The sequence below is a fragment of the Aliivibrio sifiae genome (genome assembly GCF_002954715.1).
In the GTDB taxonomy this organism is placed as follows: Bacteria; Pseudomonadota; Gammaproteobacteria; order Enterobacterales; family Vibrionaceae; genus Aliivibrio; species Aliivibrio sifiae.
The window spans coordinates 1470858-1486181 of sequence record NZ_MSCP01000001.1; the positions used below are offsets into that span (position 1 = coordinate 1470858).

A 15324-nucleotide genomic window follows, 5' to 3' on the forward strand; every position below is an offset into this window, starting at 1 on the left:
TAAATTTTTTTAAGTGACTATTATCTCAATAACCATAATTTAAAAATGGTTATTTAACTTTCAAAAATAACCGTACTAAGAACCTTATCTAAAAATAAATACCACTTACTTATATAAGCGGTATTTTTGTAAAGTCGAATAAGAGTACGATTAAGTAAATATACTCTTATTCTTTATCAAAATAGCCTTTATGATTCTCTTGATAGATGCACGTTATCATTCCAAAACCGGAAGCCACTAATACAATGAAGACCCACATAATAATCCACATACTCTTCTCCTATTAATATAATCGAGCGCTGTTTTCTTTAATGTAATTCGTATCAATACGACCAAACATTTTTGAATAACACCACACTGTGTATCCAAGAATAACGGGGACAACAAATACCACGACAATTGAGATGATTTGCAGTGTTAGCTCACTTGATGTTGCATCCCAAATAGTCAGACTATGGTCTGGGCTAATACTGGATGGAATGATCATAGGAAACAATGCAATACCTGCGGTCAAAATAATACAAACCATCGCTAAGCTTGATGTTAAGAATGCAAAGCCACTAGAACGAATGTAAGAAAATACAATCGTTAATAGGTACATGCCAACACCTAGTATCGGTATAAGATACAGCAGGTTATTATCACTGTAGTTATGCAATAGACCATTAGTAACGCTAGCAACTTCTTTATGTAATGGGTTTGATGGTAAGTGAGTAATAACCTCACTCGTTATAATATAACCATTCATATTTACCGCTAAAAAACCACCGAGAATAAACAGTCCGACGCATACCATTGAGCATATGATTGTCACTCTCTGACTTCTTGCTCTGATCCCTAGTGTTGTTTTTAACTGTAGATAAGCCGCACCTTGAGATAGCACCATAAATAGAGATAGAAGCCCACAAACTATTGGGAAAACGGTTAGTAATTCCCAAAAACTGCCACTGTAATGAATCATCATTAAATAGTTCATATCAAATGGCACACCGACTAAGAGGTTCCCAAAACCTACACCAAAAATAATAGGAGGAACAATGCCACTTATCATTAAGCCAATATCGCACTTATTACGCCATGATGAGCTATCCACTTTTGCACGATACTCAAAACTTGCTGGTCGTAACCACAATGCAGCAAGCGCCAACATCATTGCGATATAAAACCCAGAGAATGATACCGCATACGCTGTTGGCCAAATTGCAAAGATTGCACCACCAGCCGTAATCAGCCACACCTGATTACCATCCCAATGTGGCGCTACAGAGTTAATCATTACTCGACGTTCATTGTTCGTCTTTCCAATAATAGGAAGTAATGCAGCAACCCCCATATCAAAGCCATCGGTAATAATAAATCCAATTAATAAAACCCCAATCGCTCCCCAAGTAAATAAACGTAACCATTCATAATCAAACATTATTTATTTCCTCCTTGGTATGAAATTAACATTAATTCATGTTCATCTGTGTCTTCTCTTTCAAAGTGATATTGGCCTGTTTTTAGTGCACTAGGCCCAATACGCGCATACTTGACCATTAGACGAACTTCGATAATAAGTAAGAAGGTGTATAACCCAAACGCAACCGCTAATGATGTCAGGATTTGATTAACGGTTAGATCCGATGCCGCCATTGCTGTTGGCAGTATTTCTTGAATCGACCATGGTTGGCGACCATATTCTGACACTAACCAGCCGCACTCAATCGCTATCCAAGGTAGTGGCATTGCCAAAAGACAGGCTTTTAATAACCAACGTTTATCTTCCAAACGATTTCGACACATGTACCAGAAAGAAAGCAATAACAAGCTAAACATCAACATACCCGACGCAACCATTATTCTGAAGCTCCAGAAAATTGGAGAGACATTAGGGATGGTGTCTTTTGCCGCTTGCTGTATTTGATCCTCTGTCGCATCAATAACATTATCTGTGTATTTCTTCAGTAATAGGCCATAACCGAGATCGCCTTTTAGCTCGTTAAACTTATCCACATTCTCTGGTAATGATTTGAGTAACCCGTAAGCGACCATACCATTACGAACACGTTGTTCATTCATCTTCACCAGATCATTTAATCCAACAACGGGAGTATCGGTAGATCGTGTTGCAATCAAACCCATTACATAAGGGATCTTTATTGCATAATCGGTTTCCATTGTATCTTGATTAGGCAAACCCAATAATGTGAATGATGCAGGAGCTTCTTCTGTTTCCCATTCGGCCTCCATTGCTGCCAATTTAACTGGTTGATACTGACCCGCTTCATAGCCTGACTCATCTCCCAGAAATAGTGTTGAAATAATAGTTACTAAGCCAAAACAACACGCCACAGTAAAGGAACGAAGTGCAAATGAGCGATCTTGCCCCTTCAGTAGGTAATAAGCACTTATCCCCATAATAAACATGGCACCAGTGACATAACCGGCAGAAACGGTATGTAGAAACTTAACTTGAGTGATCGGATTTAAAATAACATCCATAAAACTCGTCATTTCCATACGCATGGTTTCATAATTAAATTCTGCACCCACAGGGTTTTGCATCCAACCATTGGCAGTTAAGATCCAAAAGCCAGAAAAATTAGAACCAATTGCGGTTAACCATGTACATAGAGCATGCTTTCCTTTGGACATACGATCCCAACCAAAGAAAAACATCCCTACTAACGTCGATTCAAGGAAAAAGGCAAGCATCGCTTCTATTGCTAATGGAGCTCCAAAAACATCACCAGAATAATGGGAATAGTATGACCAATTAGTCCCAAACTGAAACTCCATGGTTAATCCAGTCGCGACCCCCATGGCAAAGTTAATGCCGAATAATTTCCCCCAAAACTTAGTCATGTCTCTATAAACCGTTTTTCCGGTTACGAGATAAATAGTTTCCATCACTGCTAATAAAAATGACAGACCAATAGTCAGTGGCACAAAAATGAAATGATATAAAGCCACGCTTGCAAATTGAAATCGTGAGAGATCAACGACATCTGTTAACATAATACTTCTTTCCCAACGTCGATATAATCAGCGATATTTAACCGCTTGTGATTAATAACTAACTATATAAAGTAATGAAAAATAGGGGTCAGCCTCCCCTATTAATCCCACTTATCCGTTTATTTCTTTACGGTTAAATTTCTTTTTCAACCAATAATCCATACTTACGTAACGACCACCACCATAAATAAATAACACGGCAAGCATGACAAAATAGGTCGTCGCGAACTCCATACCATTGTTCAACATCACAGGGTCACCCAACTCTGTAATGTAGTTATAACGACCAGGGTAATTAGCAGATAACCACTCAATAAACCCATTCAAACGCCATGTTGATTCCATACTTCCTGTTGCTATCGCATCCCACCCATGTTTCCAATGCACCGTTAAACTTGCGGCACTCATTAAAAAGATCATTGGGATAGAAATAATTCGAGTAAATAAACCCAAAGCAATACAAATACACCCAATCACTTCTGTTGCAGCGGCAGCAAAAGCCATAAAGGTTGGGAAAGGAAGACCAAGTTCAACCATTAATTGAACCGCGCCATCGAAGCCTGTTACTTTTGAATGTGCACCTACATAAATAACGGGAATAAGAAATAATCGAATACCAAGTAAAACAACAAAGTCCCATTTCTTGCACTTCACAATAAAATTGTCATACCCATCGATAATTGAATTAATCATGTTTATCTCCTAAAAACTGAATCGTAATAAGTTGGTTTTGAGTAAAAGAATGCACCCAATGCATAAAATCAAACCCTGCTAAGTGTGTATGTATATGCTGCTCTGCTTTTGCTAATGTGGTTTTAGGTGTTTGAGAAATAAGCTGAATAATCGCAACATCAATATTCCTAAGCTTCTGAGACACGACGATATTTTCTTTTGTTCGATAAACACCGTACACAACAAAGTCTTCATCTTTAGAAAGAAAATTAACCGTATCTTCTTCAACTAAAAATGGAACCTCTATCAATTGCATCACTGAATTACAGCTCAATGTAAAAACATCAGGTTGGACGGCAATCTCTTCCCAGGATGGGTGTACCTTGTCCATCCTTTCCATCGCTATTTCGACATTAAAAGTGACCCACTCGTACTCAATTAATTTTAATAACGGTGGTGTTATCTCCGCTCTTTTTTGAGAAAATTGAACAAATTCTGTCGCTATTTGATGAAACTCTGGCTCAGTTGCACCGTGATAATAAATAAACTCATTAGCTAACTGATTAAGGTCATCAGCACTTTGTGTTTCTGAAAATAAAGGAAAGGTATTTTCAATTACCCCTACAATATTTTCACAAATAAACTCATGGTAACGGCGAGTAGATTTCTGTTTTGGTTGCTGTCGGATCGCCTTAGAAAATAATTCAATTTCAGTCAACATCGTTGCGGGAGTATTAAGCATAATAATCTCCCTCACTTGTTTTATTTAATCCATGCTGTTGATTGAGAATGTTACCGTGGATAGTACAAAGCTCTTCTATTAGTTCATTTAATGGCGGTAAGTTATTATCTCGCTCCAGCAATAAAGGCTTACAACCGTGAACCTCAAACGTATATTTTGCTAACTCCACTACCTCCTCTTGCACTGATTTACCATGAGTATCTAAAAGGAAATTATTGTCATCTTTTAGGTGCCCTGCGATGTGATAATAAGCAATTGAATCACTCGGTAAAGCTCTCAGCATCTCATAAGGACAATAACTCTGATTATGGCTGTTTACGTAAATATTATTTATATCTAGTAATAACTTACAGTCACTTCGATTTATAATTTCCGAGAAGAAATCACCTTCTGGCATCTCATCCCCATAATCGTGATAGTAAGAGATGTTCTCTAGTATTAATGGACGCTGAATAATATCTTGCACACACTGAATTCTATCAACTAAATAAGAGATGTTTTCTTTACGTCTAGGGATTGGAAGAAGATCATATAAATACCCTTGCTTATCACGCGACATGCTTAAATGGTCGCTATACATATCAATATCAAATTCATTAAGAAAGCGAGCAACTTGCTGTATAAATTCTATATTCAGAGGTTGTCCATCACCAATAGATAACGTTAGACCATGTGCTATCAGTGGATAATGTTCTGCAATCTGCTTTAAAGATTCGCGTCGCTGCCCTCCAATGCTCATCCAGTTTTCAGGCGCTAATTCGAGAAAATCAATATCTTTATGTTTTGAAGATGTACAGAGTTCGTCAATATGCTCAGCGCGTAACCCAATACCTTTGCTTGTATTGATTATTGACCGCATAACCCACCTGTAATTTTGCTTTTATCTGTAATCACGGCAGGGGCATTAACCCCCTCACCTGACAGGCCGCACTTACCGTCTCTCGCTCTCACTAAACGCCCTTGTGGATCTCCCTTTAAATCTGCTTTTCCAAAACGTTTTTCAGTCCCGCATTTACCTGCAGCACAATGACCGCTATTGCCCGAACTGGCTTGCGCTACAACGGCTTCTTCTACTGGTTCTGCTGCAGAAACCATCCCTGAATTAAACGCAATCACAGAGGTCATAACAATTGATAAAGTAAGTTTATTGCTCATTGGTTTTATCCTTAACTGCATTCATTGGGAAACTAGATAGATCACGCGCCGCAAACACTTCACCTTTGTAATATTGTTTTATAATGTCTAGAGACTCTGCTTTAAATTTCAAGCTCAGGCCCATCATGTGATCAACAACAAGTAACTTAGGATTTATTTGAGCGGTTATTTTCCCAACCGTCGACGGTTTTGCATGCATAAATGCTGAAACTTCTTCGTCCGCACCCTCAGCAATTGCCATTGGCATCATTAAAATGTCAGCGCCCTTTGCAAAATCAACAAACCCAGGGTTAGTTCCGTTTTGATCAGCAGAAACAACAAAAACACCTTCACTAGTTTCAATTCGATAAGCAAGGCAAGGAACATTGCCGTGAGGAATACCAAATGCAGTGATTACCACTCCATCTTTATCGTATACTTTAGTTTCATTTTTTGATTGGTAAGGAACGTCAATCAAGGTGACAGGAAAGATCCCTTCGCCAGTAAGCAAGCCATTAAGGTAAGCATAAGCGCCTTTGTCTGAATTGAATTGCGCATCCATGTATTCAGTTAAACTTGGAAATCCAGCACCTGCGGTTGGTCCTGAAATATCTAACGCATCTTCACGATTAAAGAAGAATCCACCTTTTAAAATGGCAGGTAGATCTGTTACGTGATCGGTATGGAAATGAGTGATACCTAAAAAGTCTAAATCTTCAAGTTTTGCACCTGATTGTCCAAAACGAAGATAGGCACCACCTCCGGCATCAATCATAAATCTAGATTTTCCTTTCCACCAAATCACAGCAGCGGAAGAGGCACGAAGATCATCAGAAATAGGACCACCCGATCCTAATACTTGTAACGTGTATTCCTTGTCTAGTGGTTCCATACTAATGGCGTAGGCATTTGCTGCACCGAAAGTGAAACCAAGAGCAACAACGAGTGCTTTTAAAGGCTGTTTCATATGTATTACCTCATATCTGATTATGAAAACTTTTGGGTGAGCTACCAAAAGTTACGTTACTAAATCATCATTGTTTGATGTAAATCAAAGCAAGGCATAAAGTAAATGATCTCCAAAGTTAAATATATATTTGTATTTTTAACAAACCATTAAGTTAAACTAAACGAAATGAGAGCTACTCATTCTTAAATGGAAAGAAAACAAGGTTATATTTACATAAATTCAAATACGTATAATTGCCTCGTTTATTACTTTCAATTTCAAACTGTCGCTTTTGTTCAATCTTTGTTTTTCTCTTTTATTTATTATTCACTCAAGAACAGCCCATCACTTATGGGTTTATCCATACAATTACTAAATAGTTACCACCATCAAAGATAGGCAATAGAAAATGATCACTATCGTAAAAATTGAACAGCTAGAAGAATTAAGCACACTAAAAAAAGAGTACATTAAGCAAGCTACAGCGCCACTAGATGGTATGTGGTTATGCGGATTTGTACCGATGGCAGACCATTTTGGTTTTTATAAAAATGAAGAGTTGATTGGATTTTGTTGTATAAATAGCGATGGTTATCTGCTTCAGTTTTACGTAAACCAACCAAATCACGCTCTTGCTGATGATATTTTCACTTCTATTATCAATAAAGAAAACGGCGTTATTGGTGATGTGACTGGCGCTTTTTCTAGTACGGCAGAAACGCATTATTTATCACTATGTCTTGATCATGCAGCGAAAACCCAAGTAAATACGCTGATGTATCAACAAATCGAAAAATCAGTAAAGCAAAAGACTGACTTACCAATGGCAGCAGCAAGGGTTGAACAGCTAGCCGAATTTGTTGAATTTGCAAAAACAAACATAGGTGCGCCTGAAGAGTGGGTTACTGGGTATTATGCAAACCTAATTAGTCGCAAAGAGTTATTTGGTTACTGGAAGGATCATAAGTTACTGGCTGCTGGTGAATGTCGTTTGTTTAACGAACATCAAACAGATCATGCTGATTTGGGAATGGTTGTTGCTGAATCTGAACGTGGGCAAGGAATTGCGACTCAAGTGCTCACTTACTTGATTGCTTTAGCAAACGGTAAAGGGTTAACCGCCATGTGCTCAACTGAGAAAACAAATATTGCCTCACAGAAAGCCATTACTCGTGCCGGTCTTACCTCTTCACATCGTATTGTTCAGTTTGATTTTTAAACTCAGCAACATATCAACTTAAATACTAAAGCTAGTGACTTATTCTTTGAGTCATTAGCTTTATATTCTTCTTAAATGGATATTGGTTATTCAATTCCACCGTAAATATCAATCGTAAGATCTCGTTGCTTTGCGTACTCCCCAGGAGTAACTCCCAAAGTACTTTTCAAATAACGGATCAAATGTGGCTGATCACTAAAACCGAATTCGTACGCAACCGTTAACCAATCAATATCGGTTTCTTCTCGCTGATACAGATACGTAATTAACGCTTCTAATCGATTCATTGACTGGCATTGTTTTAAAGTAAAACCAGTAACTCGAACAAAACTTCGCTCTAACGTTCTTTGTGAGCAATGCAATAACTCCCCTAACTGAGCAATGGGCGTTTTCGCTAATAGAGGTAGCGCTTTTGTTGTCAGTTTATAATGTTTATCTTCTTCGGCTTTAGATAACCACGGTAACAATATCTCATCTAACTTAGTACAAAGCCTCTGAGGATCTTGTTTGGCTAGTTCAATCAGATCTATTTCATTTATCTCTTCAGTTTCAAATAACAGATTCAAATCTGCTAAGACAATAGTATCTGCTAATGATTGTTGTGGTTCTTGGTTTAATAAGTACAAAGCACCTACATGAAATTTAACCCCGATGATAGCAAAGCCATGAGAGTGATCCATCTGCAATGTCTTGCTGTATGGGTATAACCAATGTGACCCCTTTCCCTTTAATCGATCAGACTCAATATCATAATGATAAGGCTGCTCAGGAATAGTAATGATCAAATGCCCTGCAGGCTCAGGGTTTAATTTTGGAAATGGGTTACTGTCTGTCTCTTCTGGTCTTTCTAAAAACCAATAACAATCGATCAGTTTAGCCACGTCCGAATTTTTAGGGGGGAGAATCCAATTGATCATTACTAATACCAAACTATGCAGAGATGACCCATTCTAACTGACTTATCTCATTAACAGCACAACAGATCACCATAATTATCTATATGATCCTATTCGTAGTTGAGCTAGAGATCTGATTTTTGACTAAAAACTCAACAGAGTTCGATTGTAAAATAACAACTTCAGGTAAACTCAACAATTCGTCGTTATTAAAACCAAGGATAGGAAAATGAATTCGGTTCGTTTTGGAGAGAAGCTAATCACTCCATCTAAATTATTGTGTATTGGTCGCAATTACGTTGCCCACATTAATGAATTAAATAATACGATACCAGAACAAATGGTGGTATTTAATAAACCGAACTCATGTATTACTTCTACACTTTCAGCTTTTCACCAAGAGCGTCTACATTATGAAGTAGAGATCTGTTTTCTGATTGAAAAAGAACAGCTATCTGGCGTTGCGATCGGTTTTGATTTAACCAAACGAGATTTACAGTCTGAACTAAAAAGCAAAGGACTTCCTTGGGAGCGAGCAAAAGCATTTGATGGCTCTGCGGTATTTAGCCGTTTTATCCCTCTTGATGGTATCGACATTAATCAACTTCAAATTGAGCTATTCATTAATAGTATGAGAGTCCAATGCGGACAAGTAAGTCAGATGATTTACTCACCAGAAACCATCCTTGCCGATTTAAAATCCTACACCCAATTGTATGACGGTGATGTCATCATGACAGGTACACCTCAAGGTGTTGGAGAAATTCATATGGGTGATATTTTTCTTAGTCGCTTAAAGCTAGATGGAAAAACACTGATTGAAGCTGAGTGGGTAGCAAGATAACACCACCCACCCCCTTAACCCTATGCTGAAAATACCCATAAGTTAAGCACTAAGAATACGATCATGCTGATAATCGTTGTCAGTAGCACATTCTTTGTTTTCCATGCAATCAGAGCTGCAGTTAATGCTGCCCATAAATATGGATTCGACCCAGAAAGCGATAATTCATTTTCAGGCATAAATACAATCGGAGCCCAAATTGCAGTTAAGACCGCGGGGCTTGAATAGCTTAATAATCTCTGAGTTTGAGTGTTTAATCTAAGGGGTAATTTGGGTTCTAAAAACAGGTAACGGCTTAAAAACACTAACGCCGTCATTGCTAAAATTGATATGAAAATCATCCTCTTTTCCCTCTTAATGTCTCTGTTAAATACCCTGCGACCATACCGCCAATACTCGCTATCATTAAACTACCTTCAACTGAAAAATACGTCAGTGTGACAGATAAGATTAAGGCACTAATAACAGATACCAATACTGGGTTATTTTTAATGGTAGGTACAACAATGGCAATAAAAGTCGCTGCCACCGCAAACTCTAATCCAAGCTCATTTAATGAGGGAATATAACTACCCGCAACAATTCCGGCTAAAGTTGCTGCATTCCAAAAGAAATAGAAACTGAATCCTGCACCTAATGCGTACCAACGATTAAATTGTTTTTCTGATTGGTGTCCACATACAGCAAACAATTCATCGGTTAATAAAAAGCCAAGAGATAAACGCCAGCGAAGTGGTAATGGACTGATTTTATCTCTCATCGAGACACTATATAAAAAATGACGCGAGGTAATAAAAAACGTAGTCAGCAACATAGTTGTTAACCCTGCGCCTGTTTTGATCATCCCCATTGCGACTAACTGTGCTGAACCTGCAAACAAAATTGCTGACATAGCTTGACCTTCAAAAGGGGTTAGACCTACATCAATAGCAAATGAACCTGCTAATAACCCCCATGGTAATACTGCGATGCTAAGTGGGATCATCGCTAATGTTCCTTGCCAAAAAAGACGAGAATTTGAACAAGGCTGTGCGGCGGTATTTATATCCATAAACGACTCTTTATTAAATCAAATCAGCCTATATTAGAGCTGTATTCCTTTACCTAAGATTGTACAAACTTGCTTAAAAAAGTTTGAGGTATTGCCCTGGAGTAATACCCATCGCTTTTTTAAAGTGACGATGTAAATGACTTTGATCGTGAAATCCCGTTTCCTGGGCAGTATCAGACAAAGTATGCCCTTGTTTAAGAAGCTTACGAGCCATGCGTAAACGAGATTGAATTTGATAACTGTGTGGAGGAAGGCCAAACGCTTTTTGAAATGATCTAACTAGGTGGTAAGCACTCAAGTGACTAAGTCGTGATAGATCTTCAAGAGAAACATCTGCTTGAGGGAAATCGTCTAAGAATTCTTTTATTAAATACAGTGGTTTTTGAGCTTTAGAGATAGCTCCATCTGTATAACGCATTTTACTGTGCTTACACATGAGTTTAACTAAAACGCCATAAACTAAGGTTTCTCTTAATAAACGATTATCCGATTGTTCCAGCATGGTGAACACTAGCCTCAATTGGTTCGCTAATTCTGGATCATAAACCACAGGCTCGGCAAAATAAGGGGCTCCAACCTGCCCACAGCTCAATTCCCTGCTTAAACTTTCTAATTGCTCAGGTAAAGGATACATCGCTTTATACCCCCAACCACCATCAGTTGCAGAATGCCCGCTGTGTATATCATCAGCATTAATTAAGATAATGCTGTCTTGCGGTGCGGTATGATTCCCCCCAGTGCGATAAAAATTTTGCGCACCACGTTCAATCACTCCAATGGTATACCCTTCATGACTGTGACGTGAGAAAGTCTGCTTTTCATAATCAGCATTTAATATTTCAAGCCCCCCAAGCTCTTCTGCTACTTGGTAGTGTGCTATTTCCTTTTTTACTTTCTCATTAGACATCATTCATCATGAACACATTTAGACCTATTTACTAAAGTATATAGTAAGCCCTCTCATTTCTTTTGTACAAAATTGCGCATTATTATTTTTTCAATCTTATTAACAATAATATCTATATTTTTTAATGTATCGACTTTATATCACTAGGCGACTTTTTAATCATGGATCTTACCCCTTCACTACTATAAAATCCGCCCCTTGATTTATAATTCAAAATAAAATAATGATTGATATTACTATTCTTCCTGTTTACTTAACTGCTGTTATCGCCCTACTTTTATTACCTGGCCCTGATATGCTGTTGATTGCAAGCTCAAGCATGAGTTATGGCCGTAAAGTCGGTTTATTTGCCAGCTTAGGTAATGCGACCTCTGGCATTATTTTAACTTTGCTTGCTGCTTTAGGCGTATCTGCATTGATTGCTATGAGCCCTATTGCTTTAAAAGCATTACATCTCGTTGGTGGTGCCTACTTATTAAAAATGGGTTGGGATTGTATTCGAGCAAAAGCAGATGAAGCACCAGAATTACAACAAGGTTCAACAATGGCGACCACGTTTTACCAACGTGCTTTAGTCAGTAATCTATTAAATCCTAAAGCATTAGTTTTCTTTGTGATGTTTTTGCCACAGTTTGTTTCTACCAATATAGCAGCAACCTCTGGCGAGCAAATGTTGGTGCTTGGCTTATTGCTTAACGTTCTTGGCTTAGTGTTTAACTTAATCTTAGTCGCTTTAGTGGGAACACTTGGAAAGTCGCTAATCAATAACGTGAAATTCAGAACGTATCAACATAAATTCATGGGCGGGATTTTTATCATTCTTGCGTTGTGGATGCTAAGTTCTTTTGTGATGTCGTTTTAATTTCACTTTAGAGTACAAATGAAAACGGTGAGCCTCATAGCTCACCGTTTTTATATTTACGCCTAAATATTATAAACTTTTTTGATGCTCGCTAATCAATCGAGTCATTGCTGCATTTGCTTTTATTTGAGTCTCCGCATAATCATCAGTTGGAGCTACCTCTGTTACCATCTCATAATAACATTTCAGTTTTGGCTCAGTTCCTGAAGGACGAACTATTATACGAGATTCATCTTCTAGGTGATAAATCAGCACATCACTCGCAGGTAAATCGATGGATTCTGTTGATCCATCAGATAAGTAACGTAATGATGCCTTCAAATCTTCAGTCACGCTAATGTTAACGCCGGCAATCTGTGTTGGCGGATCCGCTCTTAATTTATCCCCAATTGGTGGAGAATTAGGAGCTAGTGCAATGCTTTGTTGCGCATTTACATATAAACCATGAGTGCGATAAATCAACTCTAATTCATCCCAAACACTCTTACCTTGCGTTGAAAGCTCTGCCGCTAATTGAGCAAAGGCAACTAAAGCAGATAACCCATCTTTATCCCACACTTCGCTACCAACGGTATAACCAAGCGCTTCTTCATAAGCAAAAAGAAATTGCTTCTCATCACTCTGTTTTTGCATTGCAACGTTAGTCAGCCACTTAAAACCAGTCAGCGTCTGAAAATACTCTGCACCTTTTGCTTCTGCAATTTTCTTTAGCAAACGAGAAGACACAATCGTATTACCGACCAGCTGCTTAGTGGCATCCGTGTGTTTCAATAAATAATGTCCAAACAAGATACCAACTTGATCTCCTGTTAACATCTGATAACTACCGTCTATTTTTCTCGCAGCAAGAGCAAAGCGATCCGCATCGGGGTCATTAGCACAAGCAAGTTCAGCCTGTACTGAATCGGCCAGTGCAATCACCATATCCATCGCACCTTTTTCTTCTGGATTAGGGAAATTTACAGTAGGAAAAGTACCATCTGGCTCTCTTTGTTCTGCCACGCTCACCACATGATTAAATCCAGCATCACGTAATAAGGTCTCTGCCATATCAGCACCCACACCATGCATTGCGGTATAGGCAATCGAAATGGCTGATGGGTTAGTATGATTTGAAAGCAGTGGATTACTATTCATTGCATCGCGGTAGCTTTGATAATATTCATCATCCAACAACACTAACAGCCCTCGTCCTTCAGCATCACTCAAAGACATCAACGGAATAGGCTTAGTCGCAGCAATATCTATCTCATTAGCAATACCAGAATCATGCGGTGGAATAATTTGCGCCCCATTCTCCCAATATACTTTAAAACCATTATATTCTGGTGGGTTGTGGCTTGCAGTAACCACTACGGCTCCGGCTGCATTAAACTTCTTGATCCCATAAGCCACAATAGGTGTCGCTGCTACTTTGGTTGTTAAGAACACCTTAATACCTAATGCGGTTAATACACTGGCGGTATCATGAGCAAATTGCTGAGAGTCAGTGCGACCATCATAACCAATCACAACCCCTCTTTGGCTTGCATTTGTAATGTGTTCAATTAAGTAATGACCTAAGCCTGTTGCTGTCTCTTGGATCACGAGTCGATTCATTCGGTTCGGCCCAGCACCTACCATGCCACGCAACCCTGCAGTACCAAATTGCAGACGAGAAGAAAAACGATCTTCTAATTCAGAGACATTATTACTATCAACAATGCATTGAAGTTCTTCACGTGTTTTTGGATCTGGATCTCTCGTTAGCCATTCTGTTATTTGCTGCATCATAATGAAAACCTCTTTACTGAATATACTTCGATTCTAAATGATATTTATTATCAATTACATGAACGCAATCGCTAAACTAGATGTAAAATTAAATATGAACAAATTATAGCTCTGATACGTAACTATCTTTACTCACATAATACAAAAAGCAACTATCTCTCATTTTACCCTTATTTTTATGTTAATAAGTGGTAGAGTAGAAAAAGAGTAAAATTAATATAACCTATTTATTTGTAAGGATATTATATGAAGATTGCCATGTTCAGTACCAAATCTTACGATGAATCTTCTTTTAGTCGAATTAATGAGAAGTATCAATTTGAGTGTCAGTATTTCAACTTTCAGCTAACAGAAAGTACAGCACCCATCGCCAATGGTGCCGACGTTATTTGTGCTTTCGTTAATGATGATCTATCTGAACCAGTGTTAACTAAACTTGCCTCACAAGGCACCAAATTAATCGCAATGCGTTGTGCTGGTTTTGATCGTGTTGATCTGGATGCAGCAAAAAAGCTAGGGCTACAAGTAGTTCGTGTTCCTGCTTATTCACCAGAAGCAATCGCTGAACACGCAGTTGGAATGATGATGTGCCTTAATCGCCGTTTTCATAAGGCATACCAACGAACTCGTGATGCAAATTTCTCTCTAGAGGGATTAACTGGCTTTAATTTCTTTGGAAAAACGGTAGGGGTTATCGGCTCAGGTAAAATAGGCCTTGCAACTATGCGTATTTTGAAGGGATTAGGGATGGAGATCCTTTGTTATGATCCATACCCAAGCCAAGTTGCTATTGATTTAGGCGTTAAATATACGACCTTGGATGATATTTTCACCCATTCAGATGTGATCACATTACATTGCCCATTAACATCTGAAAATACACACTTACTAGATACTGACTCATTTGAGAAAATGAAAGATGGCGTGATGATCATCAATACAAGTAGAGGTGGATTGCTCAATTCAGCCAATGCTATTGAAGCATTAAAAGCAGGAAAAATTGGGGCACTTGGGTTGGATGTTTATGATCATGAAAAAGAATTGTTCTTCCAAGACAAATCAAACGACATAATTACTGATGATGTATTCCGCCGTTTATCTGCTTGTCATAACGTTCTCTTTACTGGACACCAAGCATTCTTAACAGACGAAGCATTAGAAAATATTGCCGCTACGACATTAGGAAGTATTGATGCGTTTATTAAAGGTGATGCGTCTGGTAATGAATTGATCCAAGCATAATTATGATAACTCCCTTATGTAAAAATAGTGCAT

The 15324-nt window shown here is 38.3% G+C and carries 16 protein-coding genes; 4 read left to right on the forward strand and 12 right to left on the reverse strand.

Going from position 1 to position 15324, the window contains the following annotated elements; all coding sequences use genetic code 11:
* Positions 1 to 283: 283 nt before the first annotated feature.
* The 7 genes from cydB to BTO23_RS06535 form a co-directional block, all read right to left on the reverse strand.
* Positions 284 to 1420, reverse strand: a complete 1137-nt coding sequence (gene cydB / locus BTO23_RS06505; protein WP_105063196.1) for a cytochrome d ubiquinol oxidase subunit II — start codon at positions 1418 to 1420, stop codon at positions 284 to 286.
* On the reverse strand, positions 1420 to 3000 hold the full coding sequence (locus BTO23_RS06510) for a cytochrome ubiquinol oxidase subunit I (RefSeq protein ID WP_060990689.1): 1581 nt from the start codon (positions 2998 to 3000) through the stop codon (positions 1420 to 1422). Before BTO23_RS06510 ends, cydB begins: the two co-directional genes overlap by 1 nt.
* 111 nt (positions 3001 to 3111) lie before the next feature.
* Complete coding sequence (locus BTO23_RS06515; RefSeq protein ID WP_061028467.1) at positions 3112 to 3693, reverse strand: HvfX family Cu-binding RiPP maturation protein; 582 nt, start codon at positions 3691 to 3693, stop codon at positions 3112 to 3114.
* On the reverse strand, positions 3686 to 4414 hold the full coding sequence (locus BTO23_RS06520; protein ID WP_105063197.1) for an HvfC/BufC family peptide modification chaperone: 729 nt from the start codon (positions 4412 to 4414) through the stop codon (positions 3686 to 3688). The genes BTO23_RS06515 and BTO23_RS06520 overlap by 8 nt, the downstream gene beginning before the upstream one ends.
* The gene (locus tag BTO23_RS06525; protein ID WP_105063198.1) at positions 4407 to 5273 is read right to left on the reverse strand and encodes an MbnB/TglH/ChrH family RiPP precursor modification enzyme; all 867 of its coding nucleotides are present in this window, start codon (positions 5271 to 5273) and stop codon (positions 4407 to 4409) included. The genes BTO23_RS06520 and BTO23_RS06525 overlap by 8 nt, the downstream gene beginning before the upstream one ends.
* A complete protein-coding gene (locus BTO23_RS06530; RefSeq protein WP_105063199.1) occupies positions 5261 to 5569 on the reverse strand; it encodes a hypothetical protein in 309 nt (102 codons plus the stop codon). Before BTO23_RS06530 ends, BTO23_RS06525 begins: the two co-directional genes overlap by 13 nt.
* Entirely contained in the window at positions 5559 to 6515 is a 957-nt protein-coding gene (locus BTO23_RS06535; RefSeq protein WP_105063200.1) for an MBL fold metallo-hydrolase, read from the reverse strand. Before BTO23_RS06535 ends, BTO23_RS06530 begins: the two co-directional genes overlap by 11 nt.
* 391 nt (positions 6516 to 6906) lie before the next feature.
* Here BTO23_RS06535 and BTO23_RS06540 point away from each other — a divergent pair, with 391 nt between their 5' ends.
* Positions 6907 to 7716, forward strand: coding sequence for a GNAT family N-acetyltransferase (locus tag BTO23_RS06540; protein WP_105063201.1), 810 nt, complete (start codon positions 6907 to 6909; stop codon positions 7714 to 7716).
* Between the two features lie 86 nt (positions 7717 to 7802).
* Here BTO23_RS06540 and BTO23_RS06545 read toward each other — a convergent pair whose 3' ends face one another.
* Positions 7803 to 8633: a helix-turn-helix domain-containing protein gene (locus BTO23_RS06545; protein WP_105063202.1), complete on the reverse strand. Its 831-nt coding sequence runs from the start codon at positions 8631 to 8633 to the stop codon at positions 7803 to 7805.
* A 208-nt stretch (positions 8634 to 8841) separates the two neighbouring features.
* On the opposite strand from BTO23_RS06545, the gene BTO23_RS06550 reads away from it, so the two are divergent.
* The gene (locus tag BTO23_RS06550; RefSeq protein WP_060990681.1) at positions 8842 to 9456 is read left to right on the forward strand and encodes a fumarylacetoacetate hydrolase family protein; all 615 of its coding nucleotides are present in this window, start codon (positions 8842 to 8844) and stop codon (positions 9454 to 9456) included.
* A 20-nt stretch (positions 9457 to 9476) separates the two neighbouring features.
* On the opposite strand, the gene BTO23_RS06555 is transcribed toward BTO23_RS06550, so the two are convergent.
* The 3 genes from BTO23_RS06555 to BTO23_RS06565 all read right to left on the reverse strand — a co-directional run bounded on the left by BTO23_RS06555 (position 9477) and on the right by BTO23_RS06565 (position 11414).
* Complete coding sequence (locus tag BTO23_RS06555; RefSeq protein WP_105063203.1) at positions 9477 to 9797, reverse strand: AzlD domain-containing protein; 321 nt, start codon at positions 9795 to 9797, stop codon at positions 9477 to 9479.
* Positions 9794 to 10507, reverse strand: a complete 714-nt coding sequence (locus BTO23_RS06560) for an AzlC family ABC transporter permease (RefSeq protein WP_061028453.1) — start codon at positions 10505 to 10507, stop codon at positions 9794 to 9796. The genes BTO23_RS06555 and BTO23_RS06560 overlap by 4 nt, the downstream gene beginning before the upstream one ends.
* Positions 10508 to 10580: 73 nt before the next feature.
* Positions 10581 to 11414: an AraC family transcriptional regulator gene (locus BTO23_RS06565; RefSeq protein WP_211295923.1), complete on the reverse strand. Its 834-nt coding sequence runs from the start codon at positions 11412 to 11414 to the stop codon at positions 10581 to 10583.
* 223 nt (positions 11415 to 11637) lie between these two features.
* Between BTO23_RS06565 and BTO23_RS06570 the strand changes: the two genes are divergently transcribed.
* A complete protein-coding gene (locus tag BTO23_RS06570) occupies positions 11638 to 12276 on the forward strand; it encodes a LysE family translocator (RefSeq protein ID WP_105063205.1) in 639 nt (212 codons plus the stop codon).
* 69 nt (positions 12277 to 12345) lie between these two features.
* Here BTO23_RS06570 and BTO23_RS06575 read toward each other — a convergent pair whose 3' ends face one another.
* Positions 12346 to 14049 carry a phospho-sugar mutase gene (locus BTO23_RS06575; RefSeq protein WP_105063206.1) on the reverse strand — a complete coding sequence of 568 codons (1704 nt, stop codon included), beginning with the start codon at positions 14047 to 14049 and terminating at the stop codon, positions 12346 to 12348.
* 246 nt (positions 14050 to 14295) lie between these two features.
* On the opposite strand from BTO23_RS06575, the gene BTO23_RS06580 reads away from it, so the two are divergent.
* Positions 14296 to 15291 (forward strand): 2-hydroxyacid dehydrogenase, encoded by a 996-nt coding sequence (locus tag BTO23_RS06580; RefSeq protein ID WP_061002123.1) that lies wholly within the window; start codon positions 14296 to 14298, stop codon positions 15289 to 15291.
* The last annotated feature ends 33 nt before the right edge of the window (positions 15292 to 15324 follow it).

Excerpts from the sequence above, each read along its gene's own strand:
- cydB (WP_105063196.1), bottom strand. The coding sequence starts at position 1,420 with ATGTTTGATTATGAATGGTTACGTTTATTTACTTGGGGAGCGATTGGG.
- BTO23_RS06510 (WP_060990689.1), bottom strand. The coding sequence starts at position 3,000 with ATGTTAACAGATGTCGTTGATCTCTCACGATTTCAATTTGCAAGCGTG.
- BTO23_RS06515 (WP_061028467.1), bottom strand. The coding sequence starts at position 3,693 with ATGATTAATTCAATTATCGATGGGTATGACAATTTTATTGTGAAGTGC.
- BTO23_RS06520 (WP_105063197.1), bottom strand. The coding sequence starts at position 4,414 with ATGCTTAATACTCCCGCAACGATGTTGACTGAAATTGAATTATTTTCT.
- BTO23_RS06525 (WP_105063198.1), bottom strand. The coding sequence starts at position 5,273 with ATGCGGTCAATAATCAATACAAGCAAAGGTATTGGGTTACGCGCTGAG.
- BTO23_RS06530 (WP_105063199.1), bottom strand. The coding sequence starts at position 5,569 with ATGAGCAATAAACTTACTTTATCAATTGTTATGACCTCTGTGATTGCG.
- BTO23_RS06535 (WP_105063200.1), bottom strand. The coding sequence starts at position 6,515 with ATGAAACAGCCTTTAAAAGCACTCGTTGTTGCTCTTGGTTTCACTTTC.
- BTO23_RS06540 (WP_105063201.1), top strand. The coding sequence starts at position 6,907 with ATGATCACTATCGTAAAAATTGAACAGCTAGAAGAATTAAGCACACTA.
- BTO23_RS06545 (WP_105063202.1), bottom strand. The coding sequence starts at position 8,633 with ATGATCAATTGGATTCTCCCCCCTAAAAATTCGGACGTGGCTAAACTG.
- BTO23_RS06550 (WP_060990681.1), top strand. The coding sequence starts at position 8,842 with ATGAATTCGGTTCGTTTTGGAGAGAAGCTAATCACTCCATCTAAATTA.
- BTO23_RS06555 (WP_105063203.1), bottom strand. The coding sequence starts at position 9,797 with ATGATTTTCATATCAATTTTAGCAATGACGGCGTTAGTGTTTTTAAGC.
- BTO23_RS06560 (WP_061028453.1), bottom strand. The coding sequence starts at position 10,507 with ATGGATATAAATACCGCCGCACAGCCTTGTTCAAATTCTCGTCTTTTT.
- BTO23_RS06565 (WP_211295923.1), bottom strand. The coding sequence starts at position 11,414 with ATGTCTAATGAGAAAGTAAAAAAGGAAATAGCACACTACCAAGTAGCA.
- BTO23_RS06570 (WP_105063205.1), top strand. The coding sequence starts at position 11,638 with ATGATTGATATTACTATTCTTCCTGTTTACTTAACTGCTGTTATCGCC.
- BTO23_RS06575 (WP_105063206.1), bottom strand. The coding sequence starts at position 14,049 with ATGATGCAGCAAATAACAGAATGGCTAACGAGAGATCCAGATCCAAAA.
- BTO23_RS06580 (WP_061002123.1), top strand. The coding sequence starts at position 14,296 with ATGAAGATTGCCATGTTCAGTACCAAATCTTACGATGAATCTTCTTTT.